The sequence below is a fragment of the Deinococcus apachensis DSM 19763 genome, assembly GCF_000381345.1.
Lineage (GTDB): Bacteria > Deinococcota > Deinococci > Deinococcales > Deinococcaceae > Deinococcus > Deinococcus apachensis.
This window is the reverse complement of sequence record NZ_KB906400.1, coordinates 224,133-243,159: the sequence shown is the minus strand read 5'-3', so window position 1 is coordinate 243,159 and position 19,027 is coordinate 224,133. Positions and strand designations below refer to the sequence as shown.

Annotated in this window: 20 protein-coding genes; 6 read left to right on the top strand and 14 right to left on the bottom strand. The window is 69.5% G+C overall.

Going from position 1 to position 19,027, the window contains the following annotated elements; all coding sequences use genetic code 11:
- Positions 1–9 precede the first annotated feature (9 nt).
- From F784_RS0108005 to F784_RS22600, 4 genes are all read left to right on the top strand, one after another.
- Complete coding sequence (locus tag F784_RS0108005) at positions 10–930, top strand: phytanoyl-CoA dioxygenase family protein (RefSeq protein WP_019586205.1); 921 nt, start codon at positions 10–12, stop codon at positions 928–930.
- Position 931: 1 nt separating this feature from the next.
- On the top strand, positions 932–1,177 hold the full coding sequence (locus tag F784_RS0108000; RefSeq protein ID WP_019586204.1) for a hypothetical protein: 246 nt from the start codon (positions 932–934) through the stop codon (positions 1,175–1,177).
- 107 nt (positions 1,178–1,284) lie between these two features.
- Positions 1,285–1,992: a gamma-glutamyl-gamma-aminobutyrate hydrolase family protein gene (locus F784_RS0107995; RefSeq protein WP_019586203.1), complete on the top strand. Its 708-nt coding sequence runs from the start codon at positions 1,285–1,287 to the stop codon at positions 1,990–1,992.
- Between the two features lie 152 nt (positions 1,993–2,144).
- Positions 2,145–2,630: a response regulator gene (locus F784_RS22600; protein WP_019586202.1), complete on the top strand. Its 486-nt coding sequence runs from the start codon at positions 2,145–2,147 to the stop codon at positions 2,628–2,630.
- A gap of 38 nt (positions 2,631–2,668) precedes the next feature.
- Here F784_RS22600 and F784_RS27540 read toward each other — a convergent pair whose 3' ends face one another.
- The gene (locus tag F784_RS27540) at positions 2,669–4,561 is read right to left on the bottom strand and encodes an FUSC family protein (protein WP_157465115.1); all 1,893 of its coding nucleotides are present in this window, start codon (positions 4,559–4,561) and stop codon (positions 2,669–2,671) included.
- Between the two features lie 129 nt (positions 4,562–4,690).
- Between F784_RS27540 and F784_RS0107980 the strand changes: the two genes are divergently transcribed.
- The gene (locus F784_RS0107980; RefSeq protein WP_019586200.1) at positions 4,691–4,927 is read left to right on the top strand and encodes a hypothetical protein; all 237 of its coding nucleotides are present in this window, start codon (positions 4,691–4,693) and stop codon (positions 4,925–4,927) included.
- A 77-nt stretch (positions 4,928–5,004) separates the two neighbouring features.
- Here the strand turns inward: F784_RS0107980 and F784_RS0107975 are convergent, their stop codons facing one another.
- Together F784_RS0107975 and F784_RS26580 are read right to left on the bottom strand one after the other, a co-directional pair.
- The gene (locus tag F784_RS0107975; protein WP_019586199.1) at positions 5,005–5,238 is read right to left on the bottom strand and encodes an ATP-binding protein; all 234 of its coding nucleotides are present in this window, start codon (positions 5,236–5,238) and stop codon (positions 5,005–5,007) included.
- Positions 5,235–5,393, bottom strand: a complete 159-nt coding sequence (locus F784_RS26580) for a hypothetical protein (protein ID WP_169405661.1) — start codon at positions 5,391–5,393, stop codon at positions 5,235–5,237. The genes F784_RS0107975 and F784_RS26580 overlap by 4 nt, the downstream gene beginning before the upstream one ends.
- A gap of 490 nt (positions 5,394–5,883) precedes the next feature.
- Between F784_RS26580 and paaK the strand changes: the two genes are divergently transcribed.
- Positions 5,884–7,173: a phenylacetate--CoA ligase PaaK gene (gene paaK, locus F784_RS0107960; protein WP_026332354.1), complete on the top strand. Its 1,290-nt coding sequence runs from the start codon at positions 5,884–5,886 to the stop codon at positions 7,171–7,173.
- An 81-nt stretch (positions 7,174–7,254) separates the two neighbouring features.
- On the opposite strand, the gene F784_RS0107955 is transcribed toward paaK, so the two are convergent.
- The 11 genes from F784_RS0107955 to F784_RS0107905 all read right to left on the bottom strand — a co-directional run bounded on the left by F784_RS0107955 (position 7,255) and on the right by F784_RS0107905 (position 18,949).
- A complete protein-coding gene (locus F784_RS0107955) occupies positions 7,255–8,118 on the bottom strand; it encodes a metallophosphoesterase (RefSeq protein WP_019586195.1) in 864 nt (287 codons plus the stop codon).
- Positions 8,119–8,302: 184 nt separating this feature from the next.
- On the bottom strand, positions 8,303–8,686 hold the full coding sequence (locus tag F784_RS0107950; RefSeq protein ID WP_026332353.1) for a hypothetical protein: 384 nt from the start codon (positions 8,684–8,686) through the stop codon (positions 8,303–8,305).
- A 397-nt stretch (positions 8,687–9,083) separates the two neighbouring features.
- Complete coding sequence (locus tag F784_RS0107945) at positions 9,084–10,589, bottom strand: FGGY-family carbohydrate kinase (protein ID WP_019586193.1); 1,506 nt, start codon at positions 10,587–10,589, stop codon at positions 9,084–9,086.
- 59 nt (positions 10,590–10,648) lie between these two features.
- Positions 10,649–10,810, bottom strand: coding sequence for a hypothetical protein (locus F784_RS26060; protein ID WP_019586192.1), 162 nt, complete (start codon positions 10,808–10,810; stop codon positions 10,649–10,651).
- A gap of 36 nt (positions 10,811–10,846) precedes the next feature.
- A complete protein-coding gene (locus F784_RS0107935) occupies positions 10,847–12,487 on the bottom strand; it encodes a hypothetical protein (RefSeq protein ID WP_019586191.1) in 1,641 nt (546 codons plus the stop codon).
- Positions 12,484–13,668 carry a glycoside hydrolase family 172 protein gene (locus tag F784_RS0107930; protein ID WP_019586190.1) on the bottom strand — a complete coding sequence of 395 codons (1,185 nt, stop codon included), beginning with the start codon at positions 13,666–13,668 and terminating at the stop codon, positions 12,484–12,486. The genes F784_RS0107935 and F784_RS0107930 overlap by 4 nt, the downstream gene beginning before the upstream one ends.
- Positions 13,669–14,808 carry a glycoside hydrolase family 183 protein gene (locus F784_RS22595; RefSeq protein ID WP_019586189.1) on the bottom strand — a complete coding sequence of 380 codons (1,140 nt, stop codon included), beginning with the start codon at positions 14,806–14,808 and terminating at the stop codon, positions 13,669–13,671.
- A complete protein-coding gene (locus tag F784_RS0107920; protein ID WP_019586188.1) occupies positions 14,805–15,686 on the bottom strand; it encodes a carbohydrate ABC transporter permease in 882 nt (293 codons plus the stop codon). The genes F784_RS22595 and F784_RS0107920 overlap by 4 nt, the downstream gene beginning before the upstream one ends.
- A complete protein-coding gene (locus F784_RS0107915) occupies positions 15,683–16,585 on the bottom strand; it encodes a carbohydrate ABC transporter permease (protein WP_019586187.1) in 903 nt (300 codons plus the stop codon). The genes F784_RS0107920 and F784_RS0107915 overlap by 4 nt, the downstream gene beginning before the upstream one ends.
- Positions 16,586–16,600: 15 nt before the next feature.
- Positions 16,601–17,839, bottom strand: coding sequence for an ABC transporter substrate-binding protein (locus F784_RS22590; RefSeq protein WP_019586186.1), 1,239 nt, complete (start codon positions 17,837–17,839; stop codon positions 16,601–16,603).
- Between the two features lie 102 nt (positions 17,840–17,941).
- Entirely contained in the window at positions 17,942–18,949 is a 1,008-nt protein-coding gene (locus F784_RS0107905; protein WP_019586185.1) for a LacI family DNA-binding transcriptional regulator, read from the bottom strand.
- Positions 18,950–19,027 lie beyond the last annotated feature (78 nt).

Here is a 19,027-nt window from a genome sequence, read left to right as displayed (position 1 = left end):
GAGGACCCCATGACCACCGCGGATAACACCAAGCTCGCCCCCTCCATGAGCATGAGCGCCGAGGCCCCGACCTCCACCGACACCCAGACCCCGATCAACGCCACGCCCTACGCCGACCCGCAGTACAGCGTGCCCGCCATCATGGCCGCGATCTATGGCGACGGCATCACCGGCCTCAAGGGAGCTTTTTCCCGCGAGTGGGTCGCCAAGCTCGGTGAGGAACTCGCCGTGCTGTACAAAGACGCCCTCGCCCGCCCCGGCGGCGCCGTCGGCCGCGGCACCAACCGTCACTACGTCGAGATTCACCCCGAGGACATCAGCGGCTTTTACGACCTGATTACCCATCCTTGGGTGCAGACGGTCTGCGCCTCGGTGCTGGGGCCGAACTACAAGATCGTGGAGATCGGCTTCGACGTGCCCAATCCCGGCGCCAAGGATCAGCCCTGGCACCGCGACTTCCGCGCGGGGAGCGAAACGCTGGTCGACCGCCGCCTGAACTCGCTCGCCTTTAACCTCACCACGGTCGATGTCGAGGAGGACATGGGGCCCTTCGAGATCGCCCCCGGCACCCAGTGGGATGACCCCAGCGAGTACGACCACGGCATGTTCCCGCCCGTCTCGCTCTACCCCCGCTACCACGCGTTGGCGCAGCGCAAGTACCCCAAGATGGGCGACATCTCGGTGCGCAGCGCCCTCACCATCCACCGCGGCACCGCGAACACCAGCAACAAGCCGCGCCCGGTGCTTGTGCTCGGCGTGGACGCCCCCGGCGCGGGCCACGACGAGTGGCACGACCTCCAGTTCACCAAGGAGTACTACGAGAAGCTTCCCCAGAGCGTCAAGGACCACCTGATCTGCCGGGTGGTGGACCAGCTTGAACCCATCATGCAGGGCCACACCATCGAGGGCCTGATGATGGGAGACGCCTGAGGTGACGCGCGAGTACAACACGGTCGTGGCGCACTTCGGTGCCGCGGCCGTCCCCGGGCGGATCGAGGCGCTGGAGGGGGGGCGCGGCTTCATGCGCGTCTCCCTGACAGAGCCCCTGCCGGAGGCGGGCGAGGGCAGTGAGGGCGTGCTGGAGATGCACGACGGCGCCCGCTTCCGCGTCACGGTCACCGAACGTATCTCGGGGGAAGGCAACGAACTGCGGATGAAGCTGGTGGGGCGCGGGTAGAGCCGCGGCCTGAGCCAGAGGAGCAGTAGATCGCTCAGCATGTCAAACCCCCCTCGGCGGGGGTTTTCTTTTGCCTTCCCATCCACTCACGTCTGTATCCTGTCGGTATGAACGCCCGTCCCCTGATCGGTCTCAGCACCTCGCACTCCGGTGAGGGCGGCTCGCGGCAGCTCAGCAGCGCGCCGCGGCACTATGCCCGGGCGGTTGAACTGGTGGGGGGCACGCCCATCCTGCTCCCGAGCCTGCCCGAGGTGGCCGCCGACTACGCGGCGCGGGTGGACGCGGTGCTGCTGACCGGGGGCGTGGACGTGCATCCCCGCCACTACGGTCAGACTCCGAAACGAGGGCTAGGTGAGGTGGACGAGGAACGGGACGCCTTCGAGTTCGCCCTGTACCGGGCGGCCCGTGAACTCGGCAAACCGGTGCTGGGCATCTGCCGCGGCATGCAGATGATGAACGTGCTCGAAGGCGGCACCCTGCATCAGCACCTGCCCGACGTGCCCGGCGTCTGGGCCGACCATGCCCAGCTCGGCCGGGGCGCCACGCTGGGGCATGAGATCGCGTTCGGCCACGGGAGCGTGCTGGGCCGTGCCCATGGGCCGTCCGCCCTGCTGAACTCCTACCACCATCAGGCGGTGGACGAAGTGGCGCCCACCTTGACCGTGGCCGCGACGGCCCCCGACGGGGTGGTCGAGGGGGTGGAGGGTGACGGCCTGATCGGCGTGCAGTGGCACCCCGAGATGCTGGTCGAGCGCCATCCTCATGCCCTGGGGACCTTCACGGCGTTCATGGCCCTGCTCGGGGTGCCGGTGTAGGGCGGGGTGATCCGCCGAAGCGTCGCCTGAACTCAGACCCGGCCATGCTCGCTCCCCGTGTCTTGGGGAGGGGAGAGCGGCCACCATTCTGTTCCGCTGTCCCAGACATCCCCGAAAGGTTGCAGAAAGGATGGCAGGCGTAGCGTGGCCTCATGCCCCAGACCACCCGCGACCTTGCCTCCTTCCCCCGGACGCGCCGCGCCCCTCTGGAAGTGCTGCTGGTGGAGGATAACCCGGCGGACGTGCTGTACGCCCAGGTGATGTTCGAGGAGGCGGGCCCTGACCTGCGCCTGCATGTCGTGAGGGACGGGGAGGAGGCGCTGGCGTTCCTGCGCCGTGAGGACGGGTACGGCTGCGCTCCCCGGCCCGACCTGGTGCTGCTCGACCTCAACCTCCCGCGCATGGACGGGCTGGAGGTGCTGGCCCACGTGCGCGCGGACGAGGCGCTCCGCGAGCTGTGCGTCGTGGTGCTGACCAGTTCGCCCGCCGAGGTGCACATGTGGGTCTCCCGGCAGACGGGCGCCTCGGGCTTCCTGCCCAAACCCGTGGACCCGGCGGCGGTTCGGCGCCTCCTCCCGGTGGACAAGCCCTCCTGGCCCCCGAGGCGGCCCGGCGAACGCCCGGACATGCTGGGCTGAGCGGGGGAAGAGCCCGCCCCGTGCCAGTCACTCAGTGCTCAGCGCGGGGGTCGGTCCTCCCACGACGCCGTCTCGCTCCAGGCCTCCGCCAGGGCGCCCGCCCGGTCCAGAATCTCCCGCACCTGCTCCAGCGCCGGGCCTGGCTCCGCGTTGACGCCCGGCCCCAGCGCCCGGGTGTGCAGGGGCAGCAGCACCGCCGCGCCCGCGTCCAGTTGCTCCAGGGCGTCCCGCGCCTCGGCCGCCCGCGGGTCGCGGTGCCAGCGGGGTTCGAGCGAGGCCGCCCGCAGAACCTGCCCGGCCTGGACCCGCCGGGAGCGGGCCTGCCGCTGCGCCTCCACCAGTGAATCGGGCGGTCCGCCCCGCAGCACCGCCTCCAGCTGCCGGGCGTACGCCTGTTGCGCGGCGGCCGCCGCGCGCAGGGCCTCCCGCACCTCACGCGAGCGCCACCGGGGCCACAGCAGGGCGGTGCCCAGCGCGATCAGCCCACCCAGCCCGGTGGCCGCGATGCGCTCGGCGCCGACGGCCTGCTCCGCCATCCCTGAGGCGGTGAGCGAGAACACCACGTACAGGGTGACGGCAAAGGAGAACGGCGCGTAGCCCGCGGGCAGCAGGGAGAACCCCAGCCAGGCCGACAGCACCACCAGCAGCATGAGCGCGGCGAGTGGCGGGTGGAGCAGGGTGAGCAGCGTCGCCACCAGGACCCCGCCCAGCGTGCCCACCAGCCGGGCGACCCCCCGCGTCAGGGTCAGCGCGTACTCGGGCTTCAGGACCACCGCCACGGTCAGCGGCAACCAGTACCCGTGCGGGAGGTGCCCCAGGCGGTAGGCCGCAGTCGTCACGCCCAGGGCGACCGCGTACCGCAGGGCATACCCCGCCACCAGGGAGTCCGGGCGCAGGGTGGCCAGGGTCTGCCGGACCCGGTCCGGGAGGGGGCGGGCGGGTGGGGCCGCTTCCGGCAGGGCGGGGATGGGGCCAGGCGAGGCAGTGGGCAGGGCCGCCAGCTCCCGCAGCAGGCCCACGATCCGTGCCCAGCGGGCCTGTTCCGCCCCGTCCGGCGCTGAATGGGCCACCCAACGCTCCAGGGTGCGAAGGGCCTGCGGGTCTTGCCGCACGGGATGCCCCCGCCGGAGGTCGTGGGCCACATCGAGAAAAATGCGGTGCAGGGTCTCGGCCGCCCCCGCGGGGAGTGGGCCGACCAGGGCGTTTCGCAGGTCCTCGGCGTGCTGGAGCGCCGCTTGCAGGCGGGCGTGATCGGGATGCCCCCCCAGCCGCCGCGCGTCCTCCAGCGCGGTCCACGCCTCCTGAAAGGGGACGGCGCCGGGAAGGCGGACCCGGTCCGCGCGGGGGGAGGTGACGAAATCCGCCAGGCTGCGGTAGGCCCGCGCGACCGCCCAGCGCTCCGGGAAGACGGGATCGAGCCGGGCGGCGCCACCCAGCAGCAGGGTTTGCAGCACGCCGCCCGCCAGGACCAGCAGCGCCCCGCCCGGGGCCTGCGCCGCGCCCAGGGGCAGCCCGCTGAGGATGATCAGCACGTTCGTCGCCTGGAGCGCCACTGTGCCCGCCGCCGCACCCGACGCGCCGATCACGGTCAGCACGCCCGCCACGGCGGTCACCGCCAGGGCACTCGCCACGGCGCTGGAACCGACCAGGCCCGCCAGCAGCGTGACCGCCGCCATCCCCACGCTGCTCGTCAGCATCAGGCGCCAGCGGGCGCGGTAGGGGCCACTGAGCGAGGCGAACCCGGCGTTCAGCGCGCCGACCCCGGCCAGCACCCCCCACTCGGCGTGGCCGCTCACTAGGGCGAGCAGTAGGGGCAGGGCCACCCCCACCGTGCAGCGCAGGGCGGTGACGGGCTTCCAGCGGGTGGGGTCAAAGTCGAGGGCAGTGTTCAGCATGTGGTCGGCCCGGGCCGGTCCCCTGGCCCTCAGCATGCCACGGCCTCTCCCTGGCCCCGGGTCAGGCGGTCGCCAGTCCGCCCCCCGTCTCCTGAGCACGCCACCCTGCAACGTGGAAATCTAAACAGACGCTAAAGGAAAAATGAGTTATCTTTCCGGATAAGGATGCTTACGGTCAACCTTCACCTCATCAACGGCGACGTCATCACCACCTCCATGACCCGCGCGCAGCGGGACCGCGTCAGCAAGACGCTCAACCAGAGCCTGCTTCCCAACGCCCCCTTCGAGGTCACGGCGGGAGAGGCCGATCTGCTGATCCCCTGGCGCTCCATCGGGTACATCTCCACCGCCGCCCGGACCGGGCTGGACGCGGGCTTCCAGGCCACGGAAGCGGCGGACTGAACTCCTGACCCCCCGGCCCCGTCCCAGGACGGGGTTTTTTGTTGCGCCTGGGTGAGGGGTGCGCCGGGTCCCCGGCCCTACTCCAGGTCGGCGGGCTGTTTGGGCAGGGCCACGTAGAAGGTCGCGCCCTCGCCGACCTTGCCCTCGGCCCAGACCTGGCCGCTGCAGCGAGAGAGCACCCGGCGCACAATCGCCAGGTCCACCCCGGCGCCCTCGTAGTCGCGCTCGCTGTGCAGGCGCCGGAAGACCCCGAACAGGCGGTCGCGGCAGCGTATTTTGAAGCCCACCCCGTTGTCGCGCACGCCGATCACGTATTCGCGCCCGGTGTCCTAGTGAAGATCCAGATGCGGGCCTCCTCACGGGTGCGGGTGTACTTCAGCGCTTTACTCAGCAGGCGCCGGAACACGACTCGCATAGCGCTCGGGTCGGCGGTCACGACCGGCAGGGCATCGTGGGTGAGCCGCATCCGGCGGGCCTGCAAATCGGGTTCGAGCCGTTTGCGGACCTCCCTCGTTCTGGCGCTCCAGTTCGATCTGCTGAACCTGCAACTCGTGCAGCAGCGCGGCGGGGTCCTGCAGGAGGGGGTCCGGCCGCCGCGGGGAGGCCGCCCGCCGTTCGCGCTCGGCCTGCTCGCGCAGCCCCCATCGCCGGTCTGTTCGCTGTGCTGACTCATCCGATGACTCCGGGGAGGGTGAGGTGGTCAAAGAGCCCGGGCCCGGTGTGGAGGGCAGATGGCCGCGCGGTCACGGCTGGGGAGTCGGGCGGATGAGGGGAGGTTTCGCGTCCACTATACCGCTGCCCCACGCGGTTTGCCCGGGAGGTCAGTAAAGTTCGTGTGGGCGGGTGCCGGGCAGGCCACAGCAGGGAAGCGTCACGGAGAGCGGCTGTGGCTGGGGAGCCGGGGGCCTTCCTCCGTGGGGGTCGCCGCCCCAGTGACCCGCTTTAATAGAGCCATGATGTTTCAACCTGGCTTTGAGGCGCTGCCCCGGCCCGAGCTGCGCGCCCTGCAACTTGCGCGGCTCCAGGAGATGGTCGCCCGGCAATACGAGTGCGTCCCCGCCTACCGGGCGAAGTTCGGGGCGGCGGGCGTCACGCCGGATAATCTGCGAACACTCGACGATCTGGCCCGCTTTCCCCTGACGCGCAAGGCGGACCTGCGGGACCACTACCCGCTCGGCCTCTCGTGCGTGCCCCGCGAGGAGCTGCGCCGCCTGCACGCGAGCAGCGGCACGACCGGCAAGCCCACCGTCGTCGCCTACGACGCGAACGACCTGGACGTCTTCGCGGAGGTCGTGGCCCGTTCCCTGTACGCGGCGGGGGCGCGGCCCGGCATGACCTTCCACAACGCCTACGGCTATGGCCTCTTCACCGGGGGGCTGGGCACCCACGCGGGGGCGGAGCGCCTGGGGCTGTGTACCGTCCCCGTCTCGGGTGGTGCCACCGAACGGCAGGTCGGGCTGATCCTCGACCTGGAGCCCGAGGTGATCGCCTGCACCCCGAGCTATGCGCTCGTGCTGGCGGGGGAGTTCACCCGCCGTGGTATCCGCCCGGAGGACCTCTCGCTGCGCTACGCCGTGCTGGGCGCCGAGCCCTGGACCGAGAAGACCCGCCGGGAGGTCGAGGCCCGGCTGGGCGTCACCGCCACCAACATCTACGGCCTGTCGGAGATCATCGGCCCCGGCGTCTCCAACGAGGACGCCGCCGAGCAGCGGGGCAGCTACCTGTGGGAGGACCACTTCTATCCCGAGATCGTGGACGCGGGCACGGGCGAGGTCCTACCCGACGGCGAGTGGGGCGTGCTCGTGCTGTCCTCCATGACGCGCACCGCGATGCCGGTGCTGCGCTACTGGACGGGCGACATCACCCGCCTGATTCCCGAGGCCAGTGAGCCCAACACCACCGGGCGGACGGTGCGCCGCATGGACCAGATTCGCGGCCGGGCCGACGACCTGATCATCCTGCGCGGGGTGAACGTGTACCCCACCCAACTGGAGGCCGTTCTGGTCGGCATGGGCCAGGTCAGCCCGCACTACCACATCGTCCTGACGCGCACCGGCACCCGCGACGACCTCACCCTGCGAGTCGAGACCGAGACGGAGAGCGCCGCCCTGAGGACCGAGATCGAGCGGCTGGTCAAGGCGCAGGTCGGCGTGACGGTGCGCTGCGAGCTGTGCGAGCCCGGCTCCCTGCCCCGCAGCGAGGGCGGCAAGCTCAGGAGGGTGACCGACCTGCGGGGGGAGGGGTAGGTCCGGACGGCTTCCCGGTTTCCCCCGCCCTGGCTCGTTTCCGGGGAACAAGTTCCGGCTGGCTCCGGGCCTCCCCGCCGGTCAGGCGCCGGGCTCCAGATCCAGCACGGCGAGTTCGGCCGGGCAGGCCCAGCGCATGGGCACGCCGGTCACGCCCAGGCCGCGCGACACGAACCCGAGGGCGTGCCCGTCGGGCGCGTCGGCGGGCGTACCCTCGGCGGGCGACTGCACGATACGGGCGCCGCGCACCCACCCCTGCCGCACGTTCAGCAGGGTCGAGCGGCGTTTGAGGGGCCCGAACAGCGGCAGGCGCACCTGTCCGCCGTGGGTGTGCCCGCTCAGCGTGAGGTTCACCCGGGACGGCACCTGCGTCAGGTAGTCCGGGTTGTGGGCGAGCAGCACGACCGTCCCACCCGTATAGCCGCGCAGCGCCGCGTCCAGATCCTGCATCCCGAACCACCAGTCGTCGACGCCCGCCACATACAGGTCATCCCGGACCTGAACGCCCGCGTTGTTGATGAGTGTGACGCCGTGCAGGCGGAGCTGCTCGGCGAATGCCACCCGGGTCGCGTTCGTATTCAGGCTCGTCCAGTCGTGGTTGCCCCACACGGCGTACACGCCCAGGGGCGCGCGGAGCCGGGACAGCTCTTCCAGCAGCTTGCGGTGCCGTTGGCCGCCGACGCCGCTGTCCAGAAAATCGCCCGTGATGGCGATCAGGTCAGGCCGCTCGCGCCGGACCGAGTCCACCCAGCGCCGCACGGTGCCGCGCCCCACGAACAGGCCGTAGTGCAGGTCGCTGAGATGCACGATCCGCACGGGCCGGGTCAGGCCGGGCAGGGCGAGGCCGTGGCGGGTGGTGGTAAACCGATAGGTGTTGGCGACCCCCAGCGTGCCGAAGGTGAAGACGCCCCAGCCAAGGGCGGACAGGACGCGCTTGAGGATCATGGAGTGAAGCTTAGAGCAGTTCCCCGAATGCCGCGGTCCGGACGCCAGGCTTCGGGCGGCTCCCTTCCCCGTCCTGCCCGGCAGCGAGGGCGGCAAGTTGAGGAGGCTGACCGACCGGCGGGCACAGGAAGGGTAGGTCCGGGATAAGAAAAAGCCCCGACCATCTGGAGTCGGGGCTGCCTGCTCACTGCGCCTTCTGCTGGTGGTACTCGCGGATATTGTCGTACACGTGGTCCGGGAAGTTCAGGTCGCGGTAGACGTTACCCTCGTCGGGGTCTTCGGCATTCGGCAGGATCGGGAAGTCCTGCTTTTCCATGTACTCCAGGATCTTCTCGCGGCGGGGCGGGTTGTAGTCCGCCTCCTGCACCTGCCCCACCAGGCCCCGGGCGTCCTCCTCGCTGAAGTCGCGGTCCTTCGCCAGCTGCGCGACCAGCTCGTCTTCCGTCAGGAAGTGCCGGGCGATGATGGCGTACACCAGCCGCCCGTAGTGCCCGATGTCCTGGCCCTGGTCCAGGGCGTCGGTGAGGTGGGCCATCATATGGTTCTGCTTCAGATCATCGATTGTCATAATTACCTCGCGGAAGTAAGGTTAAAACGTAACAGCCGGGAGAACATGACGGGCGCCCTAAAGCCTCTTCATGCTGGGAGCCTGTGATGTCGGTATGCGCTCGCGGGCATCTGCCCGCAGGGTGGAGGTGGGCCTTAAGGTTGACGACCCCCATCCCGGTACAGGGCCGATATGCTGGCGGAACGGGACGTGTCGGTGTCGCGGGGAAGGACGTCAAACCCCACCCTGTGTTCACCGACGGCCCGCCACACGCCGTGCCTGACTCCACCGACCCGGCCTCATGCCGACCTGCCCTGCTCACCGCCTTGCCCGTTCGGAGGAACTGTTCCCTCATTTCTGCGAAGAGGAAACGGAAGCACCGGGACACTTCACGCCAGAGGCAAAAGCAGAGATGTCGCTACCGTCCTGCCGCCCCCGCCAGGTGATGAACGATGTCGCGCGTCTGGTCATACAGCGCCCGGTACTCCCCAAAGCGGGCGTCGTAGATCGGTCTGACGCCTGGATTCGGGGCGATGGTCTCGCGGGGCGGGTTCCACCGCTGGATATCGTCACGTCTCACGGCACCGCCAACCAGGCCCGCCAGAAAGGCGTCCCCATAACTCGCCCCGATGGTCACGGTGGGCAGAAGTTGCGGGACGCCGGTGATATCCGAGACGATCTGCAACCACTCGCGGCTGCGTGTGCCCCCGCCCACAGCGACGATCCGCTGTATGGGGGCGCCCAGTTCCCGAAAGGCCTCCAGATTGTGCCGGATACCGAGGCCGATGCCCTCCAGCGCGGCGCGGAAGAGGTGACCCCGGGTGTGGGTGAGGTTGAGCCCCGCCAGAACTCCCCGGGCCTGGGGGTCCTGGATGGGCGTGCGCTCCCCGCTGAAGTACGGCAGCAGCAGCAGTCCGTCTGACCCGGCGGGCACGGCAGCCGCCTCCTCGAACAGCCGGGCAAAGGCCTCTTCCTCGCTCACTTCGGGCAGCAGAGTCGTGCGCAACCACTGCGTGAGGGCCCCGGTCGTCGCCATCCCGGCGGCGATGTTGCGTTGCCCGTCGTAGGCACCCGAGACGTTCCACAGGGACGGGTGCGGGGTCAGTTCCTGCCCCACCAGGATGAAAAAGGCGGTCGTGCCGTACATCAGCATCAGGTCGCCGCTCTCCACCGCCCCCACGCTGATCGCCTCGCTCAGGGCATCGACTGCGCCGACCGCGACGGGGGTGCCCGCCCGCAGGCCTGTCTGCATCGCCGCCTCCGGGGTGACTGTTCCGGCCAGTTCGTCACTCCACCCCAGCCGGGGCAGCATCCCGAGGTCCAGGAACCCGAAGGCGTCCGTCCACTCTTGCGTCCGCGCATCGAACAGCGGGATGAAATAGCTGGCCGTGTGCCGGTCCATGACATGTTCGCCCGTGAGCCGGAAGGTGACGTAGCTGCTCGCCGTCGTGACCCGCGCCGTCCGCGCCCAGAGATCAGGCTCATGCCGTTGCATCCACAGGATTTTGGGTCCCACCGCCTGGCTGCTGAGGTTCATGCCCGCGTCGCGGAAGATACGCTCGGCGCCGTACCGGTCTTCCAGCAGCTGAATCTCCTCTGTGGCGCGCGTGTCGATGCCGTAGAGAATGCCGGGGCGCAGCGGCCTCCCCCCGGCGTCGAGCGGGACCAGGCAGGGGCCGATGGCACTGACCGCCAGGGCCGCCACGTCCGCGCCCGTGTAGGGCTCTCCGTCCAGCAGGGCCCGGCAGATGGCGATGACGTCATGCCACCACACCCCGTCGGGGTCCTGCTCGGCCCAACCCGGGTGGGGAAGGTCCAGACCGTGCGGGACGACGTGCGTTCTCAGAAGCTCGCCGTCCGGGGTGGCGAGGACGCCCTTGCTGCTGTACGTGCCGATGTCGATGCCGAGGAGCAGGGTGCTCACGAATGGACCTCTGGGATGCGGATGTTGTTCTCCCTTCTCGCCTGCCGCCACTGTGTCCCTCAGGGTGGGGTGAGGCTCACGTCGCCCACCTGAATCCACAAGTCCGCGCCGGGAGCGTGGTAGCCCGCGAAGACGGTAACGGAGGTGTTCGTCCCGGAGTCGAGGTCCACCGTGAGCAGCGAGGAGGTTGGCAGGCCGCCGAAGCAGGTTTCGGCAGACATGGAGCGCTCTTCCTGGTCGCCGGGACAGATCCCTCCTCAGACCATCCCGGCCTTCCCGCACAGGTGGACCCGCACGCCCATCGCCGCCAGCATCGCCGCCTTGGCGGCGAGGGCACGGTCGGCCACCTGGGCGGACGGAGCGTAGGCCACCTGCACGTGGTTCGCCTTGTGCCGCGCCATCATCTGGTCGCGGGTCACGCCGCTTAACACCGCGTGCATCATCGGCCACTGCGGGTTGGTGAGCTGCCAGCGGCGCTCGGTCTCCTCCCGCGGCAGCTGCACGGCCTGAGCCCGCCCGAGGTCGGCGTGCAATTCCCCGTCCATCACGAAGACGCGCGACCACACCAGTTCGCCGGGTTTGCTCACCCCCTTGAGGGTGCCGCCGCCCGCCGGGAAGAACATGGGGGGCTGCCGTTCGCTGGAGGCTCCCGCGTACCCCCCCTCGAAGTGTGAGGGTGGCGCCGCGCCGGAAATCTCGAACACCCAGACGAACTGTCCGCCGTAGTCCTCGCCCCAGCGCACGTCGTGCAGAGTGGTGGCCGGGTCCAGACCCATCGCGCTCCACACCCGGTGGGTCACGAGGGCGTCGAGCGCCGCCCCCTCGTCCACCTCGTTGAAATGGGGGAGGGGGCGCCCCGCGTACAGCTCGCGTTCCCCATCCCGCGAACGAACGGGCGGACGCTCGGCGTTGTTCAGCAGCCCCTCGGCGAGGTCGGAGGCGGGCGCCATGTCCTTGAGCCCCTGCTGGTACTGGATGCCCACCGCGTCGCAGCCGAAGTCGTCCGCGATGCGGGTGGCGGCGACGTACATCTTGAGCTGTTCGAGGACCTGCCGCTCGGTGAGCTCGGTCGCCTCGTCCTCGCCGAGGTCGAAGTGCATCCCCCGCTCTTTCAGCCACTCGTACGCCTCCCGCGCCTCCCCGTCCGTGACGCGGCGCATCTCCGCGACGAGGGCGGACTGCGAGAGGCGCTCCTTGTACACCCCGCAGGGGTTGAGGAGTTCGTCGTCGATGATCGCGTTGTACATCCCCATGCAGCCCTCGTCGAACACGCCGAGGATCGCCTTGTCGCGCCGCAGTTGCCCCGCCAACGCCTCGCCGAGTTCGCGCTCGGGAAGGGGGAGGTGTTCTGGGTCCAGGTCCCGCACGTGTGAGAGATCCTGGGTGACCCGCCCCGTCTCCAGCCACTCCCCCAGCCCCCGCCGGAAGAAGTCGTCGGTGAAGTCCTCGCTCCACAGGCTGGAATACGGGACGCCCATCTTGGTCAGCCCGCCGCCCAGGTTGAGGAGCCCGACCAGACCCGGCCACTGCCCGCTCCAGTTCGCCACGGTGAGAACGGGCCCCCGGTGGTCCCGCAACCCGGCGAGAACGTGGTGGCTGTACTGCCACACCGCCTCGGCCACGACGAGAGGTGCCCCCGGCGGAATGGTCCGGAACACGTCCATCCCCATGCGCTGGCTCCGGATGAAGCCGTGCCCCAGCCGCTCGTCGCACGGGTGGGCGCGCTTGACACGCCAGCCGTGGTCCCGGAAGGCCGTCTCCAGCCGGGCCTCCATGTCGCGCTGGGCGGGCCAGCACATCCGGTTGGCGCTCTCGCGCAGGTCGCCGCTCGCCACGAGGTAGACGGTGCGCGGCTCGGGTGCCGGGGGAGGGGAGAACTCGGGAAGGGGATACGTCATCGGGAGCCTCCGTCGCGCTGCTCGAAGATGGTGCGGTAGGCGGGCAGGCGGTCCCCGGCGGCGGGAAGCGCGGGAAAGGGGGCGTGCGGCTCGCTCTGGTACCAGAAGGCGACGCTCGTCATCTCGTCGCCGCGGCGGTTGGCGTGCCCGTGCTCGATGGTCACCCGCAGGTCACGCCGGAACACGATGGGGTCCTCGATGTGAAAGCGGTACAGGGTCACGGGATCGGTCCAGTTCGGCCCGCCGCCCGCGATGATGCCGTGGTACGGCGCGGCGTACTCCTGGTTGGGGCACCACGCGGTGTTGAAGTAGTCCTCGGTGCCGGTGCCGTGCAGGGTGGGCGGCCAGGCGTCGTTGGCGCCCTCGCCCGACTCGGGCCGGGGCTCGATCACCGGGTAGTCCTGCTCATGGGCAAGCGTTTTGCCCCGCCCCACGTCGGGCACGCTGATCCCCGGCTCGCCGTCCACGAAGATCAGGTCGTCGCCCTCGCCGTACCAGTCCCAGTCCCGTGAGCGCCGCAACGAGTACACCGAGAGGATGGACCCGACGTAGTGCCCGTGACCGCGCGCCTCCACCAGCGTGTAGTTGTTCGCCCCGTCGGTGTTGACCCCGCCGAACTGGTACTCCTCGTTCGTCAGGCCCTCCTCGGGGATACCCTCGGGGATCGCGCGGCGCCAATGGGCGTGGAAGCGGCCCAGACCTTCCTCCAGCGCCTCGTGCAGTTCGAGGTCCACGTAGTAGTAGAAGTGCACGACATGCTCGCACTCGTTGGTGACGGTGAAGCGCATCCCGTCCGAGAAGGGCATCGGGAAGTAGCAGTTGAAGGCCTTGCCGTCCTGCGGGCTCATCTGGAGGGGCAGGCTGGCGTAGTTGCGGCTCTGCGCGTGGCCCATCCCGAAGAAGTCGCCGACCGGGCACTCGACGCTGGGCGTCTCCTCGCCGTCCCAGTAGGCGCGCAGGACGATCTTGCGCAGGTAATGCGGGGAGTCGCAGGCGATGGTCATCCACAGGTGAGTGACGATCCCCGCGCCGGGTGTTTCGGCGATCAAGACGGTCTCGCCGGGCTGGATGTGCAACCGGTCGTCGTTGCCGCCGGTGCGGTCGTAGCTCGAAAAGCGGCGGGTGCGAACGTCGCGTAATTTGGCGAGGCCGCGCAGGGGGGAGAGTCCGGCGTTTTGCATTTATCGCTCGATGCTCGCTTTCATGACGAAGGTGTTGTACGGGCCGAACTGCGACATGACGAAGTAGAGGGTCCGGCCGCCGTCCTTGAGGTAGGCGGGGGTCATAAAGGCCCCGTAGAGCTGCGGGTAGTCCGCGGCGGTGGCGAGGGTGTGGGGCGCGCTCCACGGGCCCCAGGGCACCCGGGCCTCGCGCAGTTCCAGCGCCGCCGTCCCCTCGTTGAGATAGGTGTACATCCAGCGCCCCAGGTACGGGTTCCACAGCACTGACGCCTCCCCGACCGGGCCGCGAATCACGGCGGCAGCCCGGGAAGGGTCGTTCACGAACTGCGGCTGACCGCTCCCGTCCAGCCCCGTGAAGTATTCCCACCGTTCGGGCTGCGCGACCGCGTCGGGCCGCACCCGGGCGAGCCGCACGTCACCGAAGCGGCCGCAGGGGGTGCCGAGGGCGTAGACGTACCCGCCCCGCTCGTTGCCGCCGCCGCGCTGCGCCGTCAGGGCGAGCATGTTGAAGGGGCTGTCCGCCCCGCCCAGATTCCTCCCGGCGTCCTTCCAGGTGCGGCCCTCGTCGTCGGAAAACACGAACCCGGAGGAGTTGCACTGCCACACGCCCCCCTGCGGGGCGAACCCGTGGACCGACATGAGGTGCAGGTACACCCGCTGCCTGACCGTGACCATCGCGGTGGGAATCCGGGTCTGCTCGCCCGTGAAGGCGGGCTGGTGCGCGCCCTCGCGTACGGCGGTGGCGTGGCCCCCCGCGCCCATCAGCCAGCGCTCCCAGGTCACGCCGTCCGAGGGGTCGAGGTCGCTCGACACGCCGAGCAGGTTCGAGCGCCAGTTCGGCCCGAACCGGGGGCACGCCTCCCCCTGAAAGCCGAAGGAGTCGCCGAAGGCGAAGAGCACCCGGCCGTTCACCTCCGTCATGGTGCCGAGGTCAGTGCCGCAGATGTCTGCCGCCCGCGTGCTGGAGCTGGCCCCCGGGCCGGTGAGCTGGGCGACCCGGCTCACCGTCAGACGCTTGATGGTGGCGACCTGCGCTCCCGGAGGGGTGCCCGCGCCACCGGCCAGTGCCCCCGCGGCCAGGGTGAGGGCCGCGGCCAGGAGAAGGTGGCCCGGGGAGCGCCGCCCGCTGGCCCCCCTCACTTCAGCCCCGAGAGCTTGATGCCCTCGATGAGGTAGCGCTGCAGGAACAGGTACAGCAGCAGGCCTGGGATGGCGGCGACCGTCGCGCCCGCCATGATGAGCTGCCACTCGGTGGAATGTTCGCCCGAAAAGGCGGCGAGCGCGACCTGCGTGACCCGCATCTCGGGTTTTTGCGTGACGATCAGCGGCCACAGGTAGGCGTTCCAGTTCGCCAGGAAGAAGAAGGTGGCGAGCGTGGCGAGGATGGGGCGGCTCATCGGGAGCGCCACGTACCAGAAGATCTGGGCGGGCGTGGCCCCGTCGAGCCGCGCGGCCTCCTCCAGCTCGTCGGGCAGCGAGAGGTAGAACTGGCGCAGCAGGAAGATGCCAAAGGCGTTGGGAATGGCGGGGACGATCAGCGCCCAGTACGAGTCCAGCCAGCCCAGCGACCGTACGAGCAGGAAGGTGGGGATCAGGGTGATCGAGAAGGGGATCATCAACGTGGCGACGATGCCGAGAAAGAGCACCTCGCGCCCCCGGAAGCGCAGCCGGGCAAGGGCGTAGGCGCTCATCGCGTGGAAGAGGAGTGCCACCAGCGTCACGGTCGTCGCCACGAAGAAGGTGTTGAAGATGTACCGGGCGAAGGGCACCCGGGTGAACACCTCGACGTAGTTGTGCCAGACGAAGACGTGGGGCAGGAAGGTGGGCGGGTACTGCACCACCTCCTCGGGCCCCTTGAGCGACCCGAAGATCATCCACGCGAGCGGGATGAGGGTCAGGAGCGCGACGAGCAGGCACAGGGCGTAGACGAGGAGGTTGCCGAGCAGACGCCCGAGGTGACGCCCGGGACGGCGCCCGGATACGGCATGGGGGACTCGCACCGTTCGCACCGCGCTCACTCCCGCCTCCTCAGGAACCAGAACTGCGCGAGGCTGAACGCCAGGATGATCAGGAAGAGCGCGAAGGCGATGGCGCTCGCGTAGCCCAGGTTGAGGTACTGAAAGGCCTGCTTGTAGATGTAGATCACCGTGACCTGGGTGGCGTCCGCCGGGCCACCCTTGGTCATCACCCACACCTGGTCGAAGACCTGGAAGGCGCCGATCAGGCACACCACCACGACGAACAGGGAGGTGGGCCTCAGCAGCGGCAGGGTGATGCGCCAGAAGGTCTGCCAGCCGCTCGCCCCGTCGATGCGGGCCGCCTCGTAGTACTCGCGGGGGATGTCCTGAAGCCCCGCGAGGAAGATCGTCATGTAGTAGCCCATGTTGATCCAGACGCTCACGACGATGATCGCGGGCAGCGCGAGGTTCACGTCCCCCAGCCAGGCGCGCGGCTCCATTCCGACCAGGCTGAGCGCGTAGTTCAGCAGCCCCACCTGCTCGTCGAAGATGAAGCGCCACATCAGCCCCGTCACGACCAGGCTCAGCACGACGGGCACGAAGAAGATCGTGCGGAAGAGGCCGATCAGGGGCACGCGCTGGTTGGCGAGGACGGCCAGCCCCAGCGACACGGCGTACACCAGGGGCACGTACACGACCGTGTACACGGCGGTGACGCGCAGCGAGGACCAGAACTGGGGGTCGGCGAACAGCCGCTGGTAGTTCGCCAGGCCCACCCAGCTCGGCGCCCCCAGGGCGTTCCAGTTCGTGAAGCTGATCAGCAGCGCGGCGAGGATCGGCCCGACGACGAAGACGAGCAGGCCCAGCACGTCCGGCAGCAGGAAGCCGAAGGCGGTGAGCCGCTCACGCGCCTCGCGACGAGGGAGCCGGGAACGGGGAAGGGTCGCGAGGCGCGTCATGGAAAACCTCCGTTCTCAGCGAGCCAGGGTCTTGAGGTAGGGCTCAAGCTGGCGCTGGGCCTGGTCGGCGGCCTGCGCCCCGCCCGTGTTGCGGAACATGCTGGACTGGATGGCGTCCCCGACGATCTTCACCATCTCGGCGGGGTAGCGCGGCTCGGCCCTTGCCGTGGGGAGGATCAGGTCGCGGAAGTCGCGCAGGTAGGGCTGGTCGTAGTACGTCTTCCCGGCGGCGGTGACCGAGCGGCGCGGGCTGAACTTGCTGTTGGCCTTGGAGACCCACTCCAGCGGCCGCTCGGTGCCCTGCGCCCACATCCAAGCGGTGAAGCGCTTGGCGGCGTCCAGGTTCGGGCTCTTGGCGTTCACGACCTGCGTCCAGCCGCCGTACACGGTGACGGGATTCTTGCCCGTGGGCGTGGGCAGGTGGGTGATCCCGAAGCGCACATTCTTGGACCCGGTCTGAAGCTGTTGGATGGACCACATGCCGTCCACCGCGAAGGCAGCCTTGCCGCTGCCGAAGGCGGTCGCCACGATGTTGCAGGTGCAATCCGAGGCGGTGCGGGGGGCGTAGCCCTTCTGCACCAGGGTGCGCCACAGGTCCAGCGCCTGCCCGGTGCCCTTCGCATTGAAGGTGGCCTTGGTGAGGTTGGGGTCCGCCACGTTCGCCCCGGTCTGCCACAGGAAGGGGTACCACGTGAAGTTCTGGTAGGGGCCGGGGGCGGGCTCGATCACGATGGGGGTGATGCCCTGCTTTTTCAGCGTCTCGCTTGCTTTCAGGAGATCGGCCCAGCTCTTCGGGACGGCGACCTTCGCCTTGGCCAGCAGGTCCCTGTTGTAAAAGAGCGCGACGGGTTCCTGCTCGAAGGGCATCGCGTAGGGCTTGCCGTTCACGCTGACGGCCTGAAGCGCGGCGGGCAGCAGGTCCTTCCGCAGTTCCGGCGTGAAGATGCTGCTGAGGTCCGCGGCGATGCCGCTCGACACGTACTGGAGGAAGGTCCCGGGGGACGCCCAGAACACGTCCGGGCCACTGCCCGAGGCGAAGGCGGTGGTGAGGACCGGGCCCGTGTAGTCGTTGAAGGGAAAGAGCTTGAACTGCACCTGCGTGTCCGGGTTCTGCTTGTTCCAGTCGTTCACCCACTTCTGCAGCGTCTTGTTGGCCGTCTCCTCGGGCTGGCCGAACTTCCAGAATTGCAACGTGGCGGCCTGGGCGGGGGCGGCGAGGAACAGGGCGGTGAGGAGCAGCGCGCACTTTCGCATGGTGGTCTCCTGGGTCGGCGGGAGGGAAGGGACGACGGAACGTTCCTGACTGCGGGCACCTCCTTTCTGTAATCGTTTACATCGCCAGTGCGTTGGAAAGCCTCAGACCGAAAACGGCGGGGCCGTGGAGGAGCGGACGATCAGCTTGGGCTCCAGAACTTGCGGCGTGCTCGCAGAACCGCCCGCCAGCTGCTTGAAGAGCATTTCGGCGGCCAGGGCGGCCATCGCCTCGACCGGCTGGGCGACCACCGTGAGGGGGGGGTGGATGTACTGGGCCCAGCGGGCGTCGTCAAAGCCCACGAGGGAGAGTTGCCGGGGCACCTGCAGGCCGAGTTCGTGGATCACGGCGAGGGCCCCCGCCATCATCTCGTTGTTCGCCACGAACAGGGCGGTGGGGGGGGCGGGCAGCGCGAGGAGTCGGCGCATCGCCCGGGCCCCGGAGGCCTCCCGGAAGTCGCCGACCTCCAGGTACTCCCAGGGCAGGGTCTGCCCCGCGGCCTCCAAGGCCAGCCGGAATCCCTCCAGCCGGTCCCGACCTGTTGTGAGGTGCAGCGGCCCGGCGATGGTGGCGAGGCGGCGGTGTCCCAGGGCCAGGAGGTGTTCGGCGGCGAGCCTCGCCCCCAGGTTGTTGTCGACCAGAACGGCATAAGCCCCATCAATCCCGGAAGCGCGGTCAAGGTCAACGACCGGCACACCGCGGGCACGCAGTCGCTGCAAAGCTCCCCTGTCCTCCCCGATGGGGACGTGGATCAGACCGCTGACCTGATGCGCCGCCAGCAGGTGCAGGGCCTCGTCCGCCTTGGCCGCGTCCTCGTTGGCGTTGCAGACCAGGACGCTATAACCGTGCCCCCGGGCCACGTCCTCGACGGTCGCGGCGATGGCCGCGTAGAAGGGGTTGCGGATGTCGGACACCACCAGGCCGATGCTCCGGGAGCGGCCTTCGCGCAGGGAGCGCGCGATGGCATCGGGTTGATAGCCATGCAGGGCGACCGCATCCAGCACCCGGCGCCGGGTGCTGTCCGCCACCGTCTCGGGGCGGTTGATGGCCCGCGACACGGTGGCCGTGCTGAGCTGAAGTTCCTGCGCGAGTTCCTGTAACGTGATCGCCATCGCCCCTCCCCGGAGCCGACACCCGCACTTCGCCCCGCTGGGGAAGCAATGTAATCGTTTACGATAAGGTGATCTTAC